The sequence below is a fragment of the Pseudomonas sp. GM55 genome (assembly GCF_000282395.1).
Classification (GTDB): Bacteria; Pseudomonadota; Gammaproteobacteria; order Pseudomonadales; family Pseudomonadaceae; genus Aquipseudomonas; species Aquipseudomonas fluorescens_CC.
Genome location: NZ_AKJJ01000053.1, coordinates 156710 through 175284, shown reverse-complemented (window position 1 = coordinate 175284; position 18575 = coordinate 156710). Strand labels below are relative to the sequence as shown.

The window sequence follows — 18575 nt, the reverse complement described above, 5'->3', positions numbered from 1 at the left end:
GCGAAACGGCTCCAATGCGGTTACAGATAATCCTTGTAGGCAAACAGCGCCGGCGCCCCGCCGGTGTGCAGGAAGATAATCGGGCCCTCATCGAAACGCTGACGCCCGATCCCGTCCAGCAAGCCCGCCATGGCCTTGCCAGTGTAGACCGGGTCCAGCAGCAAGCCTTCCTGACCCGCCAGCAGCTTCACCGCCGCCAGTGTTCCGGCATTCGGCTCGCCATAACGCGGGGCGAAATACTCATCCCATAGCTCGACCTTGAAAGCCTCCGGCAGGTTCACGCCCAGCAGCTCGGCGGTGCGTTCGGCCAGGCCTTGAACCTTGGGCCGCTGATCTTCATCGCTGCGCGAGACCGTCACGCCGATCACTGGCAGATCCGGCAGCACTTCACTCAAGGCCAGTGCCAGGCCGCTGTGGGTACCGGCACTGCCCGAGGCCAGGACCACGGCGGCGAAGGTCAGGCCGGTGTCCTTGATTTGTTCGGCCAGTTCCAGCCCCGCACGCACGTAACCCAGGGCACCCAGCGCGTTGGATCCACCGATCGGCACCAGGTACGGCTTCTTGCCGTTGCTGCGCAGCCGGCCGGCCAGGGCTTGCAGTTGTTCGTCGGCGTTGTCGAGGTTTTCCACCAGTTCGACCTTGGCATCGAACAAATCGAGCAGCAGTCGGTTGCCATTGCCGGTGTAATTGCTGTCATCGGTGCCGAGGGGGTTTTCCAGAAGGGCTACGCAGCCCAGACCGAGCTTGGCGGCAATGGCGGCAGTCTGGCGCACGTGGTTCGATTGCAGTGCGCCGGCGGTGATCAAGGTGTCGGCACCCTGGGCCAGCGCATCGGCGGCCAGGTATTCGAGTTTGCGCAGCTTGTTGCCGCCCATCGCCAGCGGCGTCAGGTCATCGCGTTTGACGTACACGTCGCGACCCAGCCAGGTCGACAGGCGTTCGAGCTTTTCCAGGGCGGTGGGTTGACCGAGCAGGTCGAGGCGGTTAAAGCGGGCGAGCTGTTGTTTGATCATGGGTCCGTACTGGCCGTTGAAGATCTCAGGACTATAGGCACGCCCCAAAGCCTGGGCAACCGCCAATCGCTTATAGCCAATCGAACTGAGTACAGCACTATTGGTTCTTAATTTGCTTTGCGACCCTTGCCGTAAAGTAATTGCCGTCAGCGCGACCAGACAGTCCGGTCGCCCGTGAGGAGTTTTTACCGTGAGTGAGCGTTCCAGCCATTGGCAATTGCAGACCATCGTCAGCCAGCTGCGCACGGCACGTGAAGAGTGGCGTGCACAAAACGGCCGGGCCAGCGGCGAACAGGGCGGTCGCGAACTGCCCTCCCGGGCGGCCATGGCAGAGATTCTCGAAGCCTTGTGCGGTGCGCTGTTCCCGATGCGCCTGGGGCCGGTTGACCTGCGTGAAGAGAGCGAAGATTTCTACGTCGGTCATACGCTGGATGTGGCGTTGAATGCGCTGTTGGCCCAGGCGCGACTCGAATTGCGCTACGCCGCGCGCCACAGTGCCCAGGCCGATACCGAAGTCGAAGCCAAGACCATCCAGATCATTCAGGACTTCGCCCTCGCTTTGCCTGGGTTGCGCAGCCTGTTGGACACCGACGTACTGGCGGCCTATCACGGCGACCCGGCGGCGCGCAGTGTCGATGAAGTGCTGTTGTGCTACCCGGGGATCCTGGCGGTGATTCATCATCGCCTGGCCCACCATTTGTACCGTGCCGGGCTACCGTTGCTGGCGCGGATCAGTGCGGAAATCGCCCACTCGGCCACCGGCATCGACATTCACCCCGGCGCGCAGATCGGCCGCAGTTTCTTCATCGACCACGGTACTGGTGTGGTGATCGGCGAAACCGCGATCATCGGCGAGCGCGTGCGGATTTATCAGGCGGTGACCTTGGGGGCCAAGCGCTTCCCGGCCGACGAAGACGGTCAGTTGCAGAAGGGCCAGCCGCGGCATCCGATTGTCGAGGATGACGTGGTGATTTATGCCGGGGCGACGATTCTGGGGCGGATTACCATCGGCCAGGGCTCGACCATCGGCGGCAATGTCTGGCTGACCCGCAGCGTGCCGGCGGGCAGCAACCTGACCCAGGCGAATCTGCAGCATGATGATGGGGCGCAGAAGTAAGGCCGCGAAATTATTGCCGAGCAATACGCCGCCATCGCTGGCAAGCCAGCTCCTACAAGGTTGATGTAATGCCTGTAGGAGCTGGCTTGCCAGCGATTGATCTCACGTCGAATCGAGAGAATGGCCCTCCCCAAAATCCCGCCTCATCCCCCTCCTTAAGCTAGTGTAGGAAAACTACCGCCCAGCCCTGCGATTAGTCCTTAGCCCCCTATCCATGTTTAACTTGAACGTTCATTCAAGTTAAACCGGCGGTTCGCTGCCCGCTCACAACAGGAGGCTTGCCTTTGCTGAGTCCGATTTCCACAGCCACGTTTTTACCCTTCGAGGTGCACCGTACATGAGTGCATCGTCCATCCCTCCAGGCGGTCTGATCCGCATGAATCCGCCGGTGTTCTGGTTCTCGGCAAGTTTCATTCTGTTGTTTGGTGTCGTTGTCATCGCCATGCCCGAGCAGGCCGGTGCCTGGTTGCTGGCGGCGCAAAACTGGGCGGCCAACACGGTCGGCTGGTATTACCTGCTGGCGATGACCCTTTATCTGGTCTTCGTGGTGGTCACCGCCTTGTCCGGCTACGGCAAGATCAAGCTCGGTGCCGACCACGACGAGCCCGAATTCAGTTATCTGTCCTGGGCCGGCATGCTGTTCGCCGCGGGGATCAGCATCACCCTGTTTTTCTTCTGTGTGTCCGAACCCCTGACCCACATGCTGCAACCGCCGCAAGGCGAGGCGGGTACGGCGGATGCTGCGCGCCAGGCGATGCAGATTCTGTTTCTGCACTGGGGCCTGCATGGCTGGGGTGTGTTCGCCTTTGTCGGCATGGCGCTGGCCTACTTTGCCTACCGGCATAACCTGCCACTGGCCTTGCGTTCGGCGCTGTATCCGCTGATCGGCAAGCGCATCAATGGCCCCATCGGCTATGCGGTGGATGGCTTCGGCATCATTGCCACGGTGTTCGGCCTCGGTGCCGACATGGGCTTCGGCGTGTTGCACCTCAACTCGGGGCTGGACTACCTGTTCGGCATCGCCCACACCCATTGGATTCAGGTCGGCCTGATCACCTTGATGATGGGGGCGGCGATCATCGTTGCCGTATCCGGCGTCGACAAGGGCATGCGGGTCATGTCCGACATCAACATGCTGCTGGCCTGTGCGCTGTTGCTGTTCGTGTTGTTCGCCGGCCCCACGCAGCACTTGCTCAACACCCTGATCCAGAACCTCGGCGATTACCTCGGCGCCTTGCCGATGAAGAGTTTCGACCTGTACGCCTACGACAAACCCAGCGACTGGCTGGGCGGCTGGACCGTGTTCTACTGGGCCTGGTGGATTGCCTGGTCGCCGTTCGTGGGCCTGTTCATCGCGCGCATTTCCCGTGGCCGGACCATCCGCGAATTTGTGTTCGGCGTGCTGCTGATTCCGCTCGGCTTCACCCTGGCGTGGATGTCGATTTTCGGTAACAGCGCCATCGACCAAGTTCTCAACCATGGCATGAGCGCGCTCGGCATGTCGGCCATCGACAACCCGTCGATGACGCTCTACCTGCTGCTGGAAACCTACCCGTGGAGCAAAACCGTCATCGCGGTAACGGTGTTCATCAGCTTCGTGTTTTTCGTCACCTCCGCCGATTCCGGCACCGTGGTGCTGTCGACGCTGTCCGCCAAAGGCGGCAATCTCGATGAAGACGGGCCGAAATGGCTGCGAGTGTTCTGGGGCGCAATGACTGCGCTGGTGACCAGTGCATTGCTGTTCTCGGGCAGCATCGATGCGTTGAAGTCGGCGGTGGTCCTGACCTCGCTGCCGTTCTCGTTGATCTTGCTGTTGATGATGTGGGGGCTGCACAAGGCGTTTTATCTGGAATCGCAGAAGCGGATTGCGCAGATGCATTCACTGGCACCGGTCTCGGGGTCCCGGCGTGGCAAAGGCGGCTGGCGTCAGCGCTTGAGCCAGGCGGTGCATTTCCCTTCGCGGGATGAGGTCTATCGCTTCCTCGATACGACGGTGCGCCCGGCCATTGAAGAAGTGTCTGCCGTGTTCATCGAAAAGGGTTTGCACGTAGTGACACACCCGGGCCCGGCCAATGACAGCGTCAGCCTGGAAATTGGCCATGGCGATCAGCATCCGTTCGTTTATCAAGTGCAGATGCGTGGCTACTTCACGCCGTCGTTTGCCCGCGGCGGCATGGGTTCCAAGCAACTCAACAATCGCCGTTACTACCGGGCCGAAGTGCATTTGAGCGAGGGCAGCCAGGACTACGATCTGGTGGGTTACACCAAGGAACAGATCATCAACGACATCCTCGACCAGTACGAACGGCACATGCAGTTCCTGCATCTGGTACGTTGATCGCGGGCAGGGCGCCGGGGCTTTTCAGTTCTCGGCGCTCAGCACCATGAACAACACCAGCGCCGCCACCGGAATGCTGAACACCATCGTGCCGATCCCCAGTTCCGTACTCAACGACTGCCTGGCGTGCACCACGCCGATGGCGCCGTTGATCACTGTCAACGCCAGCCACAGGATCACGAAACTGTAGGTGAGTGTCTGACGGCTGAAGCCGAGTTTTTCGCCGATGAACAGCATCATCGCGAGCAGGACCAGACCGAAGGTGATGATGATCGTGGTGTGCATGGCTTGCTCCATCCTTGCGATAGGTATCGCCTCTTCATTGCTTTGACGACTTTGTTCCTGCTGAGCCAGATTGCGCAAGTGCGCTGTTGATCAGCAGATTTTTCCGCGTCGATCAAAAATATGTGAAACGTTTCAGCAATTAATCGAGTCTCAGGTTCTTTGGCGTTTGTCTGGGCGTATGCTGGGCGACTGGCGAAGCAGTCGATACCAGATTCAAGACAGACAAGAGAGGATTCGATGACTTACACCGCTGCCGAAAACCGCTACGACTCCATCCCTTATCGCCGCGTGGGCCGTAGTGGGCTGGTGCTGCCGGCGCTGTCCCTGGGCCTGTGGCACAACTTCGGCGACAGCACGCCGATCGATACCCAGCGCGCGTTACTGCGCACGGCGTTCGACCTGGGCATCAACCATTTCGACTTGGCCAACAACTACGGCCCGCCGTATGGCAGCGCCGAGATCAACTTCGGCCGTTTACTGCGCGAAGACTTCAAGCAGTACCGTGACGAACTGATCATTTCCAGCAAGGCCGGTTGGGACATGTGGCCTGGTCCTTACGGACAGGGTGGCGGTTCGCGCAAGTACGTGCTGGCCAGCCTCGACCAGAGCCTGCAACGCCTGGGCGTGGACTACGTCGACATCTTTTACTCCCACCGTTTCGACCCGGACACTCCGCTGGAAGAAACCGCCAGCGCACTCGCGACAGCGGTACAACAGGGCAAGGCGTTGTACATCGGCATCTCGTCCTATTCCGGGGTGAAAACCCGTGAAATGGCCGCGTTGCTCAAGGAATGGAAAGTCCCGTTGCTGATCCACCAGCCGGCCTACAACCTGCTCAATCGCTGGGTTGAAAAAGACTTGCTGGACACCACAGACGAACTCGGCACGGGCGTGATTGCCTTTACGCCGCTGGCGCAGGGATTGCTGACCGACAAGTATCTCAACGGCGTGCCGACGGATGCGCGAGTCAATCGTCCGGGTGGTGGTTCGTTGCAGGCCTCGCACTTGTCCGAGGCCAACATCGCCCAGGTGCGGGCACTCAACGAAATCGCCCGGCGTCGTGGCCAGAGCCTGGCGCAACTGGCGCTGGCCTGGACCCTGCGCGATCCGCGGGTCACGTCGGCATTGATTGGCGCGAGCCGGCCGGAGCAGATCATCGAGAACGTTGGGGCGTTGAAGAACCTGAGCTTCAGTGCGCAGGAACTGGCGGAGATTGACCGGTTTGCCCGGGAGGGCGGGATCAATCTTTGGGAGAAGCCTTCGACGTCTGAGTAATCTGCAGATCGCATCGCCGGCAAGCCGGCTCCTACAGGATGTATGTGTCTTTGTAGGAGCTGGCTTGCCAGCGATTGACTGCGCAGCAGTCATCTATCTGAAGAACGGCACATCCCCCAACACCGTCGCCCGCTGCATCACCCGCCGCGCCGGCCGGTAATCATCCACCGCGTAATGCTGGGTTACGCGGTTATCCCAGAACGCGATGTCGTCCTGCTGCCAGCGCCAGCGAATGGTGAATTCAGGTCGCGTGGCGTGGGCAAACAGAAACTTCAGAATCGCCTCGCTTTCGGTTTCCGACAGTTCGTTGATCTTCGAGGTGAAGCCTTCATTGACGAACAGCGAGCGGCGCCCGCTGACCGGGTGCGTGCGGATCACCGGGTGTGACAGCGGTGGATTCTTGCGCCGTGCTTCTTCCCATTGGGCCAGCGCCTCGGGCGTGTTGCCATAGCGCTCCAGCGGGAATGAACGGGTGAAGTCGTGGGTGGCGGTCAGCCCTTCGAGCAAGGTTTTCATCGGCGCCGACAGGGCTTCATACGCCGCAATCCCGCTGGCCCACAACGTGTCGCCGCCAAACTCCGGCAGCAGCTTGGCGCTGAGCACCGCGCCCAGGGCCGGGGTCGGCAGGAAGGTCACGTCGGTGTGCCAGATCGCGTTATCGCGAACATCGGTGACGGCGGTGTCGAGGATCAGCACTTCCGGTTGTTCCGGCACATTGGGGTAGATCGGGTGAATGTGCAGGTCGCCGAAACTCGCGGCGAATCGCGCCTGTTGCTGTGGCGTGATCGGCTGGTTGCGGAAGAACAGCACCTGATGCTTGAGCAGTGCCTGCTCGATGGTATCGCGCTGTTCGACGTTCAACGGCTGACTGATGTCGATGCCGCTGATTTGCGCACCGAGGGCAGAGCTGAGGGGGGCGATGGTCAGGTGGCTCATGGTGGTTCTCTTCAATCCGGGGTCGAGCTTTCTTGTAGGAGCGAGCTTGCTCGCGATGGTGGTGAATCAGTCACAGTAGTGTTGCCTGACACATTGTTATCGCGAGCAAGCTCGCTCCTACAGGGGGAAGTTCAGTCATCAGTGAGCCTGGCCATGCCACGGCACCAGTTTGCGTTGCAGGGCGCGCAGGCCCAACTCCATGGCGAAGGCGATCAGTGCGATCACCAGAATCCCCAGTACCACCACATCGGTGACCAGGAACTGTGCGGCCGACTGCACCATGAAGCCCAAACCGCTGGTGGCGGCGATCAGTTCGGCGGCGACCAGCGTCGACCAGCCTACGCCGAGGCCGATGCGCACACCGGTCAGAATGTCCGGCAAGGCACTCGGCAAAATGACGTGGCGAATCAACTGCGCCCGCGTCGCGCCCAAGGACTGCGCGGCGCGCAATTTCGCCGGGTCGACAGTCCGCACGCCGGTCGCAGTGGCGATGGCGATCGGGGCGAAAATCGCCAGGTAGATCAGCAGCACTTTCGACAATTCACCGATGCCGCACCAGATCACGATCAGCGGCAGGTAGGCCAACGGTGGAATCGGCCGGTAGAACTCGATCAGCGGATCGAGCACTCCACGGGCGATACGGTTGGCGCCGATGGCGATGCCCACCGGCACGGCGGTGAGAATGGCAAAACCGAGACCCAGGCCGATGCGGCCCAGGCTCGCGCCGAGGTGCTGCCACAGGGTTGAGTCCATGTAACCCGAGGTCGCCAGCAGCCAGCCTTTTTGCAGGACGGCGGAAGGTGGTGGCAGGAACAGCGGCTCGATCAAACCGGTTGCCGTTACGGCCCACCAGAAAACAATCAGAGCGACCAGTGTCAGGACACTGATCCAGCGCGTGCTCAAGCTGCGTCGTGCCGCAGTCACTGGAGTGCCAGGCTTTATCGCTGCGACGGGAATTTCGTAACTGCTCATGCGCGCTCCTGCCGCGTGGCGGCACTGCGTTGGGAGAACACTTTGGCGAGTACGTGTTCGCGGGTTTCGATAAAGCGCGGGTCGGACTTGATCGCCCGTGCCGACTCACCGGCGGCATAACGCTGGCCGAAATCGAGACTCAGGCGTTCGACGATTTGCCCCGGGTTCGGCGCCAACAGAATCAGGTCGGTGGCGAGGAACACGGCTTCTTCGATGTCGTGGGTAATCAGGAACACCGGCTTGGTGGTGCGTTGCCAGACTTGCAGCAATAGCTCCTGCATCTGTTCACGGGTGAAAGCGTCGAGGGCGCCGAAAGGTTCGTCCATCAGCAGCACGCGCGGGTCGGCGGCGAGGGCACGGGCCAGGCCGACGCGCTGCTTCTGGCCGCCGGAAAGCTGCCAGATGCGGCGGTCTTCGAAACCGGAAAGATCGACCAGGGCGAGCATTTCCCGGGCGCGGGCCTCGCGCTTGTCCCGGGCGATGCCGGCCAGCTCAAGACCGAACCCGACGTTGGCCAGCACGTCTTGCCAAGGCAGCAGCGCGTCGTCCTGGAACACCACGCCGCGCTCGGCACTCGGGCCTTTGACGGGCGCGCCGTCGAGGGTGATGCGCCCGGCGCTGGGCTCGACGAAACCGGCAATCAGGTTCAACAGCGAAGTCTTGCCACTGCCGGACGGGCCAAGGGCGACCAGCAATTGCCGGGGCCCCAGGCTCAGGGAGATATCCGCCAGCACAGGTGTAGGGCTGCCGGGGTACTGTGCGCTGATGCGCTCCAGCTGTAGCAAAGCCATCGCATTGACTCCCGATCAGTGGGTGATGAACTTGGCGCTGACGTACGGCGCGTAGTCCGGCAGCACGGCTTCGACCTTGCCCTGTTCCTTGAGGAACGCGGCGGTGTCGGTGATGGCTTTGGTGGTCGGCGCGCCGAGGGAGATCACTTGGTCAGCCGCCAGTGGGTAGACGTTGCCTTGCAGCAGCAGCGGAATGTCGCTGGCCTTGGCTCCGGACAGTTTTACCAGCTTGTCGACGTTGCCTTGGTTGGCGAGCCAGGCTTGCGGATCTTTGCGGTAATCGGCGTAGGCGTCCAGGGTCACTTTGGCGAACGCGGTGACGATTTCCGGGTGCTTCTCGGCGAAGTCCTTGCGCACGATCCAGGCATCGAAGGTCGGTGCGCCGAATTTGGCCAGCTCGCCAGAGGTGATCAGTACCTTGCCGTTTTCCTTGGCCACGCCGAGGGCCGGATCCCAGACGTAAGTGGCGTCGATGTCACCGCGTTTCCAGGCGGCAATGATCGCTGGCGGAGCCAGGTTGAGTACGGTGACTTTCGAGGGGGCGATGTTCCAGTGCTTCAGTGCGGCGAGCAGGCTGTAGTGGCCGGTGGACACGAACGGAACGGCGATCTTCTTGCCGATCAGGTCTTGCGGGGTCTTGATCCCGGAACCGTCGCGAGCCACCAGGGCTTCGGCGGCGCCGATCTGGGTGGCGATGAGGAAGGTTTCCACCGGGACTTTGCGAGTGATGGCGGCGGTCAGAGGGCTGGAACCGAGGTAGCCGATCTGCACGTCGCCGGAGGCGATGGCGGCGATGATATCGGCACCATTGTCGAATTTGCGCCAGCTGATATCGGCCTTGGTGGCTTTTTCGTAGGCGCCATCAGCCTGGGCGACTTTCGCCGGGTCAACGGTGGTCTGGTAGGCGACGGTGACGTCGGCCGCTTGGGTCAGGAAACTCGCTGTCGCCAAAGAAGCGGCCGCCAGCAAGCGTAGAGGGAAGGTCAGTTTCATCAGAAAGCTCCTTGTCAGGCGACCGAGTGTCGGTGTGATAAGGAGACTAAATGATCTAAAAACTCAAAAATAAATAACTTTTTCGAATTAGCTTATGAGTGAGAAATTCTTGGGGGGTGCTTTGTAGGAGCCGGCTTGCCGGCGAACCAGGCAACGCGGTGTGACAGATACACCGCCTCGCTGGCAAGCCAGCTCCTACAGGTTTTGCGTTGTTCTTGCGGTCAGTTGCTGATCGCCAGAATGCTCGCCTGGTACGCCCCGACAAACACATCGAAATCACCGACTTCGTTCTGCTCCAGCTCAACCTGTTGGGCCAGCGATGAACGCGCCAGTTCTTCGAACCTGGCTTGTGCTTCAGGCGCCAACGGCTCGCTGCGGAAGAACTCGGCATGGGCCTGGCTCTGGCGCAGGGAGAACTGGGCAAAGCTCTCCTTGTGCTCGGCCATGGCCGCCAATACCTGTGCCGATGGCGTCAGGGACGAGTCCTGGACCTTGGCCATCTGGGCGTCCAGCGCCTTGCTGTGGGCATCGCCGCCATGACTCTGGTCGAGTATCGCGGCCAATGGAGCAATTTTCTCCAGCAACTCGCCGGCCCATTCCTTCAGGTCAACCGGATGGCCATCCCGTTGCAGTTGCAGGCCTGGACGACGACCTTCCTTGACCACGCTGAGGAAGTTCGAAGTCGCGTTGCCGCAACTGGTGCTGGTGAGCAGCGGGCTGTCGTTGAGCGCGCAGTACAGCAGGAACGCATCGAGGAAGCGCGACTCGGTAAGGTCGATGCCCATCGGCAGGAACGGGTTGATGTCCAGGCAGCGCACTTCAACGTACTGGATGCCCCGGGCCACCAGCGCCTGGATAGGACGCTCGCCGGTGTAGGTCACGCGTTTCGGGCGGATGTTGGAGTAGTACTCGTTTTCGATCTGCAGGATGTTGGTGTTGAGTTGTACCCACTCGCCATCCTGGTGGGTGCCGACTTCGACGTATGGCGCATACGGCGTGGCCACCGCTTTGCGCAGGCTGTCGGTGTAGCTGTTCAGATCGTTGTAGCACGGCGTCAGGCCGGCCTGGGCGTTGCTCTGGTAACCCAGGTCACTCATGCGCAGGCTGGTGGCGTACGGCAAGTACAGGGTGTTCGGGTCCAGTTGCTCCAATTGATGCGGGCGACCGCGCAGGAAGCCGGCGTCCAGTGCCGGCGAGGCACCGAACAGGTACATCAGCAGCCAGCTGTAGCGGCGGAAGTTACGGATCAGCGCGATGTAGGACGACGATTGAAAATCGCGGTCGGTGCCGACAAAGCCTTCGGCCTGCCTGAGCAGCGGCCAGAGTTTTTCCGGCAGGGAAAAGTTGTAGTGGATGCCGGCAATGCATTGCATGGTCTTGCCGTAACGCAGGGCCAGGCCCTTGCGGTAGACGTACTTGAGCTGCCCGATATTGGACGTGCCGTAATAGGCGATCGGGATGTCTTCCTCGGCCGGCAACGGGCACGGCATCGATGGGCTCCACAGATACTCGTTGCCGAGCTTGCTGTAGGCAAAACGGTGAATGCTGTCCAGGCTCGCCAGCGTGTCCGCCGGGTCAGGCAGAGCCGGAGTGATGAACTCCAGCAGCGACTCGGAATAGTCGGTGGTGATCTGTTCGTTGGTCAGCGCGGAACCCAATGCTTCCGGGTGCGGCGTTTGCGCCAGGCGACCTTCGCCGGTCACGCGCAGGCATTCACGTTCGATGCCGTGAAGGCACTGTTCGAGCAGAGAGAGGTTAGCGCGCTCGCCGAGCAGTGCCAGGCGGCGGTTGAGAAGTTCGCTCAAGTTGGATTCCTTCACGCGTCAGTCGCCCCAATATGGGGGTGGGCAAGACGGTCTACAAGGGTGAAGTTAAAACTGGCGTTTTCGCCTGGTTTTTGTCGCTGATTGATCAAAAACTGCACAGATCCCCTGTAGGAGCGAGCATGCTCGCGATGGACCCGAGAACACCGCTGGGTGTCAGGCTACCAGCGTCATCGTTGACGCCCATCGCGAGCATGCTCGCTCCTACAGGTCATTGCGCTGAAATTAACTCAAATCGATGACGACTAGCTACAGGACAGCGAACGTGCCTTGTGCTTTTGCGACCAGTTTGTCGCCCTGCATCACATCGGCTTCGACCACCAATGTGCGGCGACCCGGGTGGATCACCCGCGCCGTGCACATCACCTCGCCGTCTGAGACGGCGCGGATGTAGTTGATCTTGCACTCGATGGTCGCGCTCTGCTGGTCAAAGCCGTGGGTGCTGGAGCAGGCCAGCCCCATGGCAATGTCCACCAGGCTGAACAAGGCCCCGCCGTGCAGCTTGCCGCCGCGATTGCGCAGCTCGGGTTCCAGCGCCAGGGCGACTTGCGCCACCCCGGTTTCCAGGCTGTGCAGACGGCAGCCCAACAGCTTGAAAAACGCGCTTTCGGTCAGCCCGGCCGGGATCTCCATCAGCGTTTCTTCAACTGCTTGGCATTGGCGAACAGCGAAGCCATGGCATTGTTGCCCGGTGCTGCTGCCGTGGTTTCCTTGCGCGGTGCGGTGTTCTGGGACTGGCGTGGCGTCGACCCCGGACGTGCGCCGCGAGCACCGTCGATTTTCTCGCCCGGGGTGTCGCTCATGCGCATTGACAGGCCGACGCGTTTGCGCGGGATGTCGACTTCCATGACCTTCACTTTCACCACGTCGCCGGCCTTCACCGCTTCGCGAGGATCCTTGATGAACTTCTCCGAAAGTGCGGAGATATGTACCAAACCGTCCTGATGCACGCCGATGTCGACGAAAGCACCGAAGTTGGTCACGTTAGTCACCACGCCTTCGAGGATCATGCCCAGTTCAAGGTCCTTGAGATCTTCGACGCCTTCCTGGAACTCGGCGGTCTTGAACTCTGGGCGCGGGTCGCGCCCCGGCTTATCCAGTTCCTGAAGGATGTCGGTGACAGTTGGCAAACCGAAGGTTTCGTCGGTGAATTTTTTCGGGTCCAGACGCTTGAGGAAACCACTGTCGCCAATCAGCGAACGAATATCGCGATCAGTCTCGGCGGCGATACGTTGCACGAGCGGATAGGCTTCCGGGTGCACCGCGGAGGCGTCCAGGGGATTGTCGCCGTTCATCACGCGCAGGAATCCGGCGGCCTGTTCGAAGGTTTTTTCACCCAGGCGTGCGACTTTCTTCAGTGCGGCGCGGGTTTTGAACGCGCCGTGCTCATCGCGGTGGCTGACGATGTTCTGCGCCAGGGTCGCGTTGAGGCCGGAGATCCGCGCCAGCAGTGCCACGGAAGCCGTGTTCACGTCCACGCCGACGGCGTTCACGCAGTCCTCGACCACCGCATCCAGGCCACGGGCCAGTTTCAGCTGCGACACGTCGTGCTGGTACTGGCCGACGCCGATGGATTTCGGATCGATCTTCACCAGCTCGGCCAATGGGTCTTGCAGGCGACGGGCAATCGACACCGCGCCACGGATCGACACGTCGAGGTCCGGGAATTCCTTGGAAGCCAGTTCCGATGCCGAGTAAACCGATGCGCCGGCCTCGGAAACCATGACCTTGGTCATCTTCATCGCCGGGTATTTTTTGATCAGCTCAGCGGCCAGCTTGTCGGTCTCACGGCTGGCGGTACCGTTGCCGATGGCGATCAGGTCCACCGAGTGTTTGGCGCACAGGGCGGCGAGAATCGCGAGGGTCTGGTCCCACTTGTTGTGCGGCACGTGCGGGTAAACCGTGGCGTGATCCAGCAACTTGCCAGTGGAGTCGACCACGGCCACCTTGCAACCGGTGCGCAGGCCCGGGTCGAGGCCCAGGGTGGCGCGCGGGCCGGCCGGGGCCGACAGCAGCAGGTCGTGCAGGTTGTGGGCGAAGACGTTGATCGCTTCGGTTTCCGCGCCATCGCGCAGCTCGCCTAGCAGATCGGTCTCCAGGTGGGTGTAGAGCTTGACCTTCCAGGTCCAGCGCACCACTTCGCCCAGCCATTTGTCGGCGGCACGGTTCTGGTTCTGGATGCCGACGTGCTGGCCGATCATGCCTTCGCACGGGTGCATGGTGCCCGGCAATTCGTCTCCGACTTTCAGCGACGAGCTGAGAATGCCTTCGTTGCGGCCACGGAAAATCGCCAGCGCACGGTGCGACGGCATGCTTTTGAGCGGTTCGTCGTGTTCGAAGTAGTCGCGGAACTTGGCGCCTTCCTCTTCCTTGCCGGCAATCACGCGGGCACTGAGGGTGGCTTCCTGCTTGAGGTAGTTGCGCAGCTTGTCCAGCAGGCCGGCGTCTTCGGCGAAGCGCTCCATGAGGATGTACTTGGCGCCCTCGAGGGCAGCCTTCACATCGGCCACGCCTTTTTCCGCGTCGATGAAGCGTGCGGCTTCGGTTTCCGGGCTCAGGGACGGGTCGTTGAACAGGCCGTCGGCCAGTTCGCCGAGGCCGGCTTCCAGGGCGATCTGACCCTTGGTGCGGCGTTTCTGCTTGTACGGCAAGTACAAGTCTTCGAGACGAGTCTTGGTGTCGGCGAGCTTGATGTCGCGTTCCAGTTGCGGCGTCAGCTTGCCTTGCTCTTCGATGCTGGCAAGGATACTGATACGCCGTTCGTCGAGTTCTCGCAGGTAGCGCAGGCGCTCTTCCAGATGACGCAATTGCGTATCGTCGAGGCTGCCGGTCACTTCTTTCCGGTAACGGGCGATGAAGGGAACGGTAGAGCCTTCATCGAGTAGCGCGACGGCCGCTTCGACCTGTTGTGGGCGTACACCGAGTTCCTCGGCGATGCGGCTGTTGATGCTGTCCATAAAACCACCTGACAAATTGTGAAAGCAGGCTCGCAGGCGCCTAAACAGGGCCATCGCGAGTCTGGTTGAGCGGCCTGGCCAGCGCCGCTGCCTGGGTCAACAGGCATTGCGTTGACCCGTGAAATCGAACAATTACTGCTGACGCGATGAAAATAAATCGCGTCCGTCTGTAGTACCTGTCTGATGTTGCCTGACACAAAAGGCCGCGCATTATAACCAGCGTTACGGCATTCGGGGGCATCGCGGGTTGCCAGTGCGGTGGCCGGTTTTCTGGCGCTGAAGGAAAAATCTGCTAACAATGCACACGGTGCGTATAACGGCAGCTACGCCATAATGCGTGCCGAGATCAAAGGAGCATCCAATGAGCAGCACTGCACAAACTGCTGAAGGCGAAAAAATTCTTATCGTTGACGACGATCCGGGGCTGAGCAGCCTGCTGGAACGTTTTTTCGTCAGCAAGGGCTATCGCGCCCGCGCCGTACCGAACACCGAGCAAATGGATCGCCTGCTGGCGCGCGAAGTGTTCAACCTGGTCGTCCTTGACCTGATGTTGCCCGGCGAAGACGGCCTGACCGCTTGCCGCCGCCTGCGCAACGCGAACAACCAGATTCCGATCATCATGCTCACCGCCAAGGGCGACGAGCTGAGCCGCATCAAGGGCCTGGAGCTGGGCGCCGACGATTACCTGGCCAAACCGTTCAACCCGGATGAGCTGATGGCTCGCGTCAAGGCGGTATTGCGTCGCCAGTCGGCGCCGGTGCCGGGCGCCCCGGGCAGCGAAGACGAAAGCGTGACCTTCGGTGACTACGAGTTGTCCCTGGCCACCCGCGAGCTCAAGCGCGGCGAAGAAGTGCACATGCTCACCACCGGTGAATTCGCCGTGCTCAAGGCCCTGGTGATGAACGCGCGTCAACCGCTGACCCGCGACAAGTTGATGAACCTGGCCCGTGGCCGCGAATGGGATGCTCTGGAGCGCTCCATCGATGTACAGATTTCCCGTCTGCGCCGGATGATCGAACCCGATCCCTCCAAACCGCGTTACATCCAGACTGTCTGGGGTGTGGGTTACGTGTTTGTTCCGGATGGTACCGCCACCAAGTGATTGGCGATTTGCAGGAGCGGGTCCAGCGGGCAAGGGATCAATTGATCACGCCCGCAGACTCGCGATCTGCAATATGCGAGCATCGCTCGCTCCTGCAAGTATGTAACGGTTATCCATGAAAACCCCCGTTTGGTTCCCCCAGAGTTTCTTCTCCCGCACCCTTTGGCTGGTGCTGATCGTCGTACTCTTCTCCAAGGCGCTGACCCTGGTTTATCTGCTGATGAACGAAGATGTGCTGGTGGACCGCCAGTACAGCCACGGTGTCGCCCTGACGCTGCGCGCCTATTGGGCTGCCGATGAAGAAAACCGCGGCAAGATCGCCGAGGCCGCGACCTTGATCCGGGTGGTGGGTGCCGGCGTGCCGGAAGGTGAACAACACTGGCCTTACAGCGAGATCTACCAGCGGCAGATGCAGGCGGAACTGGGGGCCGACACTGAAGTCCGGCTGCGTATGCATTCGCCGCCGGCGCTGTGGGTTCGGGCACCAAGCCTGGGTGATGGCTGGCTGAAAGTACCGCTTTATCCTCATCCGTTGCGTGGCCAGAAAATCTGGAACGTGCTGGGCTGGTTCCTCGCTATCGGACTGCTTTCCACCGCTTCGGCCTGGATCTTCGTCAGCCAGCTCAATCAACCTTTGAAGCGTCTGGTGTATGCCGCGCGGCAACTCGGCCAGGGTCGTAGCGTGCGCCTGCCAATCAGCGATACGCCGAGCGAGATGACCGAGGTTTACCGCGCCTTCAACCAGATGGCCGAAGACGTCGAGCAGGCCGGTCGCGAGCGTGAGTTGATGCTGGCCGGTGTTTCCCATGATTTGCGTACGCCGTTGACCCGCTTGCGCTTATCCCTGGAATTGATGGGTGATCGCACCGATCTGACCGACGACATGGTGCGTGACATCGAAGACATGGATGCGATTCTCGATCAGTTCCTGGCGTTCATTCGCGACGGGCGCGACGAGTCGGTGGAAGAGGTTGACCTGAGCGACCTGGTCCGCGAAGTCGCTGCACCCTACAACCAGAATGAAGAGAAAGTGCGGCTGCGCCTGGAGCCGATTCAGCCGTTTCCGTTGCGTCGTGTGTCGATGAAGCGACTGCTGAACAACCTGATCGGCAACGCACTGCATCATGCCGGCAGCGGTGTGGAGGTGGCGGCGTATGTATCCGGGGACACCAGCGCGCCGTATGTGGTGTTGAGTGTCATGGACCGTGGTGCCGGTATTGATCCGTCGGAACTGGAAGCGATCTTCAACCCGTTCACTCGCGGTGATCGTGCCCGGGGTGGCAAAGGCACCGGGTTGGGATTGGCAATCGTGAAGCGGATTGCTTCGATGCATGGCGGTAACGTTGAACTGCGTAACCGCTCGGGTGGTGGCCTGGAAGCGCGAGTGCGGTTGCCGTTGGGGTTGTTGTTGCCGCGGGATGCTGTTTAGAAGGTTGATTTTTTCGTTAAGGCTGCTGGCCTCTTCGCGGGCAAGCCCGCTCCCACAGGATTTTCAGTTGGATACAGAATCCTGGTATACCCCAGGCCACTGTGGGAGCGGGCTTGCCCGCGAAGGCGGCTTCCCTGCCGCCATAAGACTGGAGATTTAACCCTTCCCCTTGGTCCGCGTCATATTCGGCCCGCCATTCTTCTCCAAATGTTCAATGATGATCCCTGCGACATTCTTCCCGGTGGTGGTCTCAATCCCTTCAAGCCCGGGCGAGGAGTTCACTTCCATCACCAGCGGCCCGTGATTGGAGCGCAGGATATCCACCCCGGCCACCGCCAGCCCCATGACCTTTGCCGCACGCAATGCTGTCATGCGCTCTTCGGGTGTGATCTTGATCAGGCTCGCGCTGCCGCCGCGATGCAGGTTGGAACGAAATTCGCCGGGCTTGGCCTGACGCTTCATCGCTGCAATTACCTTGTCACCGACGACGAAGCAGCGAATGTCTGCACCACCGGCTTCCTTGATGTACTCCTGAACCATGATGTTCTGCTTGAGGCCCATGAACGCCTCGATCACAGATTCTGCGGCCTTGGCGGTTTCGCACAGCACCACGCCGATGCCTTGGGTGCCTTCCAGCACCTTGATCACCAACGGCGCGCCGTTGACCATTTCGATCAGGTCGGGAATGTCGTCGGGGGAGTGGGCAAACCCGGTCACCGGCAAGCCGATCCCGCGACGGGACAGCAATTGCAGCGAACGCAGCTTGTCCCGTGAACGGGCAATGGCCACCGATTCGTTGAGCGGAAAGACCCCCATCATCTCGAACTGGCGCAGCACTGCACAGCCATAAAAGGTCACGGACGCACCGATCCGTGGGATCACAGCATCGAACCCCTCCAGCGGCTTGCCGCGGTAGTGGATCTGCGGCTTGTGGCTCGCGATGTTCATGTAGGCACGCAGGGTATCGACCACCACCATTTCATGGCCGCGTTCAGTACCGGCTTCAACCAGGCGGCGGGTGGAATACAGACGCGGGTTCCGCGACAGCACAGCGATCTTCATGCAACACCTGTGGAGAAGGTAGATACCGGGAACACCGGCTTGTCTTGTACATATTTAATGCCCGGATTGACCACCAACTGGCCATCGATCAGGGCTTTGGAGCCGAGTAGCAGGCGATATCGCATGGACTTGCGGCAGGCCAGGGTGAACTCGACCCGCCAAACCCGATCACCGAGGGCCAGGGTGGTGCTGATCACATATCGCACCTGCGCCTGACCGTTAGAGCTTTTAATGGTTTTTCTCGTCACCAGCGGTGCCTCGCAGCGGCGATGACGCAACTGCACCACAGTGCCCAGGTGCGCCGTGAAGCGCACCCACGGCTCGCCATCGCGGTCGAACGTCTCGATGTCGGTGGCGTGCAGGCTGGAGGTGCTGGCACCGGTGTCGATTTTTGCCCGCAGGCCGGCGACTCCCAAATCCGGGAGTGCCACCCACTCGCGCAGACCGACAACGGTCAAATGGTCAAATGTCTTCAAAATTGC

Annotated in this window: 16 protein-coding genes; 5 read left to right on the top strand and 11 right to left on the bottom strand. The window is 61.0% G+C overall.

Annotated features, from left to right (window positions below; genetic code table 11):
• Window positions 1-20: 20 nt before the first annotated feature.
• Complete coding sequence (locus PMI31_RS15640; protein WP_008019079.1) at window positions 21-1013, bottom strand: D-cysteine desulfhydrase; 993 nt, start codon at window positions 1011-1013, stop codon at window positions 21-23.
• 190 nt (window positions 1014-1203) lie between these two features.
• On the opposite strand from PMI31_RS15640, the gene epsC reads away from it, so the two are divergent.
• Window positions 1204-2130: a serine O-acetyltransferase EpsC gene (gene epsC, locus PMI31_RS15635; protein ID WP_008019078.1), complete on the top strand. Its 927-nt coding sequence runs from the start codon at window positions 1204-1206 to the stop codon at window positions 2128-2130.
• A 376-nt stretch (window positions 2131-2506) separates the two neighbouring features.
• Window positions 2507-4468, top strand: coding sequence for a choline transporter BetT (gene betT, locus PMI31_RS15630; RefSeq protein WP_162130433.1), 1962 nt, complete (start codon window positions 2507-2509; stop codon window positions 4466-4468).
• A gap of 24 nt (window positions 4469-4492) precedes the next feature.
• Here betT and PMI31_RS15625 read toward each other — a convergent pair whose 3' ends face one another.
• Window positions 4493-4753, bottom strand: a complete 261-nt coding sequence (locus PMI31_RS15625; protein WP_008019075.1) for a hypothetical protein — start codon at window positions 4751-4753, stop codon at window positions 4493-4495.
• 237 nt (window positions 4754-4990) lie between these two features.
• On the opposite strand from PMI31_RS15625, the gene mgrA reads away from it, so the two are divergent.
• Complete coding sequence (mgrA, locus tag PMI31_RS15620; RefSeq protein WP_008019073.1) at window positions 4991-6028, top strand: L-glyceraldehyde 3-phosphate reductase; 1038 nt, start codon at window positions 4991-4993, stop codon at window positions 6026-6028.
• 93 nt (window positions 6029-6121) lie between these two features.
• Here mgrA and tauD read toward each other — a convergent pair whose 3' ends face one another.
• From tauD to PMI31_RS15585, 7 genes are all read right to left on the bottom strand, one after another.
• Window positions 6122-6964: a taurine dioxygenase gene (gene tauD, locus PMI31_RS15615; protein ID WP_008019071.1), complete on the bottom strand. Its 843-nt coding sequence runs from the start codon at window positions 6962-6964 to the stop codon at window positions 6122-6124.
• A 138-nt stretch (window positions 6965-7102) separates the two neighbouring features.
• Complete coding sequence (gene tauC, locus PMI31_RS15610) at window positions 7103-7936, bottom strand: taurine ABC transporter permease TauC (protein ID WP_008019068.1); 834 nt, start codon at window positions 7934-7936, stop codon at window positions 7103-7105.
• Window positions 7933-8727, bottom strand: a complete 795-nt coding sequence (tauB, locus tag PMI31_RS15605) for a taurine ABC transporter ATP-binding subunit (RefSeq protein ID WP_008019067.1) — start codon at window positions 8725-8727, stop codon at window positions 7933-7935. Before tauB ends, tauC begins: the two co-directional genes overlap by 4 nt.
• Window positions 8728-8742: 15 nt before the next feature.
• On the bottom strand, window positions 8743-9720 hold the full coding sequence (gene tauA, locus PMI31_RS15600) for a taurine ABC transporter substrate-binding protein (RefSeq protein WP_008019065.1): 978 nt from the start codon (window positions 9718-9720) through the stop codon (window positions 8743-8745).
• A 221-nt stretch (window positions 9721-9941) separates the two neighbouring features.
• Window positions 9942-11525, bottom strand: coding sequence for a glutamate--cysteine ligase (gene gshA / locus PMI31_RS15595; protein WP_008019064.1), 1584 nt, complete (start codon window positions 11523-11525; stop codon window positions 9942-9944).
• Between the two features lie 267 nt (window positions 11526-11792).
• Complete coding sequence (locus PMI31_RS15590; protein WP_008019061.1) at window positions 11793-12176, bottom strand: PaaI family thioesterase; 384 nt, start codon at window positions 12174-12176, stop codon at window positions 11793-11795.
• Complete coding sequence (locus PMI31_RS15585; protein WP_008019060.1) at window positions 12176-14500, bottom strand: Tex family protein; 2325 nt, start codon at window positions 14498-14500, stop codon at window positions 12176-12178. Before PMI31_RS15585 ends, PMI31_RS15590 begins: the two co-directional genes overlap by 1 nt.
• A 361-nt stretch (window positions 14501-14861) precedes the next feature.
• On the opposite strand from PMI31_RS15585, the gene ompR reads away from it, so the two are divergent.
• Window positions 14862-15602, top strand: coding sequence for an osmolarity response regulator transcription factor OmpR (gene ompR, locus PMI31_RS15580; protein WP_007972873.1), 741 nt, complete (start codon window positions 14862-14864; stop codon window positions 15600-15602).
• 115 nt (window positions 15603-15717) lie between these two features.
• On the top strand, window positions 15718-17031 hold the full coding sequence (locus PMI31_RS15575) for an ATP-binding protein (protein ID WP_008019059.1): 1314 nt from the start codon (window positions 15718-15720) through the stop codon (window positions 17029-17031).
• Window positions 17032-17187: 156 nt separating this feature from the next.
• On the opposite strand, the gene rimK is transcribed toward PMI31_RS15575, so the two are convergent.
• Both rimK and rimB read right to left on the bottom strand, forming a co-directional pair.
• A complete protein-coding gene (rimK, locus tag PMI31_RS15570; RefSeq protein WP_008019058.1) occupies window positions 17188-18093 on the bottom strand; it encodes a 30S ribosomal protein S6--L-glutamate ligase in 906 nt (301 codons plus the stop codon).
• Window positions 18090-18569, bottom strand: a complete 480-nt coding sequence (gene rimB / locus PMI31_RS15565) for a retropepsin-like aspartic endopeptidase RimB (protein ID WP_008019057.1) — start codon at window positions 18567-18569, stop codon at window positions 18090-18092. Before rimB ends, rimK begins: the two co-directional genes overlap by 4 nt.
• Between the last annotated feature and the right edge of the window lie 6 nt (window positions 18570-18575).

What these genes read in the sequence shown, in the direction of transcription:
- mgrA (WP_008019073.1), top strand. Translation starts at nt 4,991, where the DNA reads ATGACTTACACCGCTGCCGAAAACCGCTACGACTCCATCCCTTATCGC.
- rimK (WP_008019058.1), bottom strand. Translation starts at nt 18,093, where the DNA reads ATGAAGATCGCTGTGCTGTCGCGGAACCCGCGTCTGTATTCCACCCGC.
- PMI31_RS15640 (WP_008019079.1), bottom strand. Translation starts at nt 1,013, where the DNA reads ATGATCAAACAACAGCTCGCCCGCTTTAACCGCCTCGACCTGCTCGGT.
- PMI31_RS15575 (WP_008019059.1), top strand. Translation starts at nt 15,718, where the DNA reads ATGAAAACCCCCGTTTGGTTCCCCCAGAGTTTCTTCTCCCGCACCCTT.
- tauD (WP_008019071.1), bottom strand. Translation starts at nt 6,964, where the DNA reads ATGAGCCACCTGACCATCGCCCCCCTCAGCTCTGCCCTCGGTGCGCAA.
- ompR (WP_007972873.1), top strand. Translation starts at nt 14,862, where the DNA reads ATGAGCAGCACTGCACAAACTGCTGAAGGCGAAAAAATTCTTATCGTT.
- tauC (WP_008019068.1), bottom strand. Translation starts at nt 7,936, where the DNA reads ATGAGCAGTTACGAAATTCCCGTCGCAGCGATAAAGCCTGGCACTCCA.
- PMI31_RS15590 (WP_008019061.1), bottom strand. Translation starts at nt 12,176, where the DNA reads ATGGAGATCCCGGCCGGGCTGACCGAAAGCGCGTTTTTCAAGCTGTTG.
- PMI31_RS15585 (WP_008019060.1), bottom strand. Translation starts at nt 14,500, where the DNA reads ATGGACAGCATCAACAGCCGCATCGCCGAGGAACTCGGTGTACGCCCA.
- betT (WP_162130433.1), top strand. Translation starts at nt 2,507, where the DNA reads ATGAATCCGCCGGTGTTCTGGTTCTCGGCAAGTTTCATTCTGTTGTTT.
- tauB (WP_008019067.1), bottom strand. Translation starts at nt 8,727, where the DNA reads ATGGCTTTGCTACAGCTGGAGCGCATCAGCGCACAGTACCCCGGCAGC.
- tauA (WP_008019065.1), bottom strand. Translation starts at nt 9,720, where the DNA reads ATGAAACTGACCTTCCCTCTACGCTTGCTGGCGGCCGCTTCTTTGGCG.
- PMI31_RS15625 (WP_008019075.1), bottom strand. Translation starts at nt 4,753, where the DNA reads ATGCACACCACGATCATCATCACCTTCGGTCTGGTCCTGCTCGCGATG.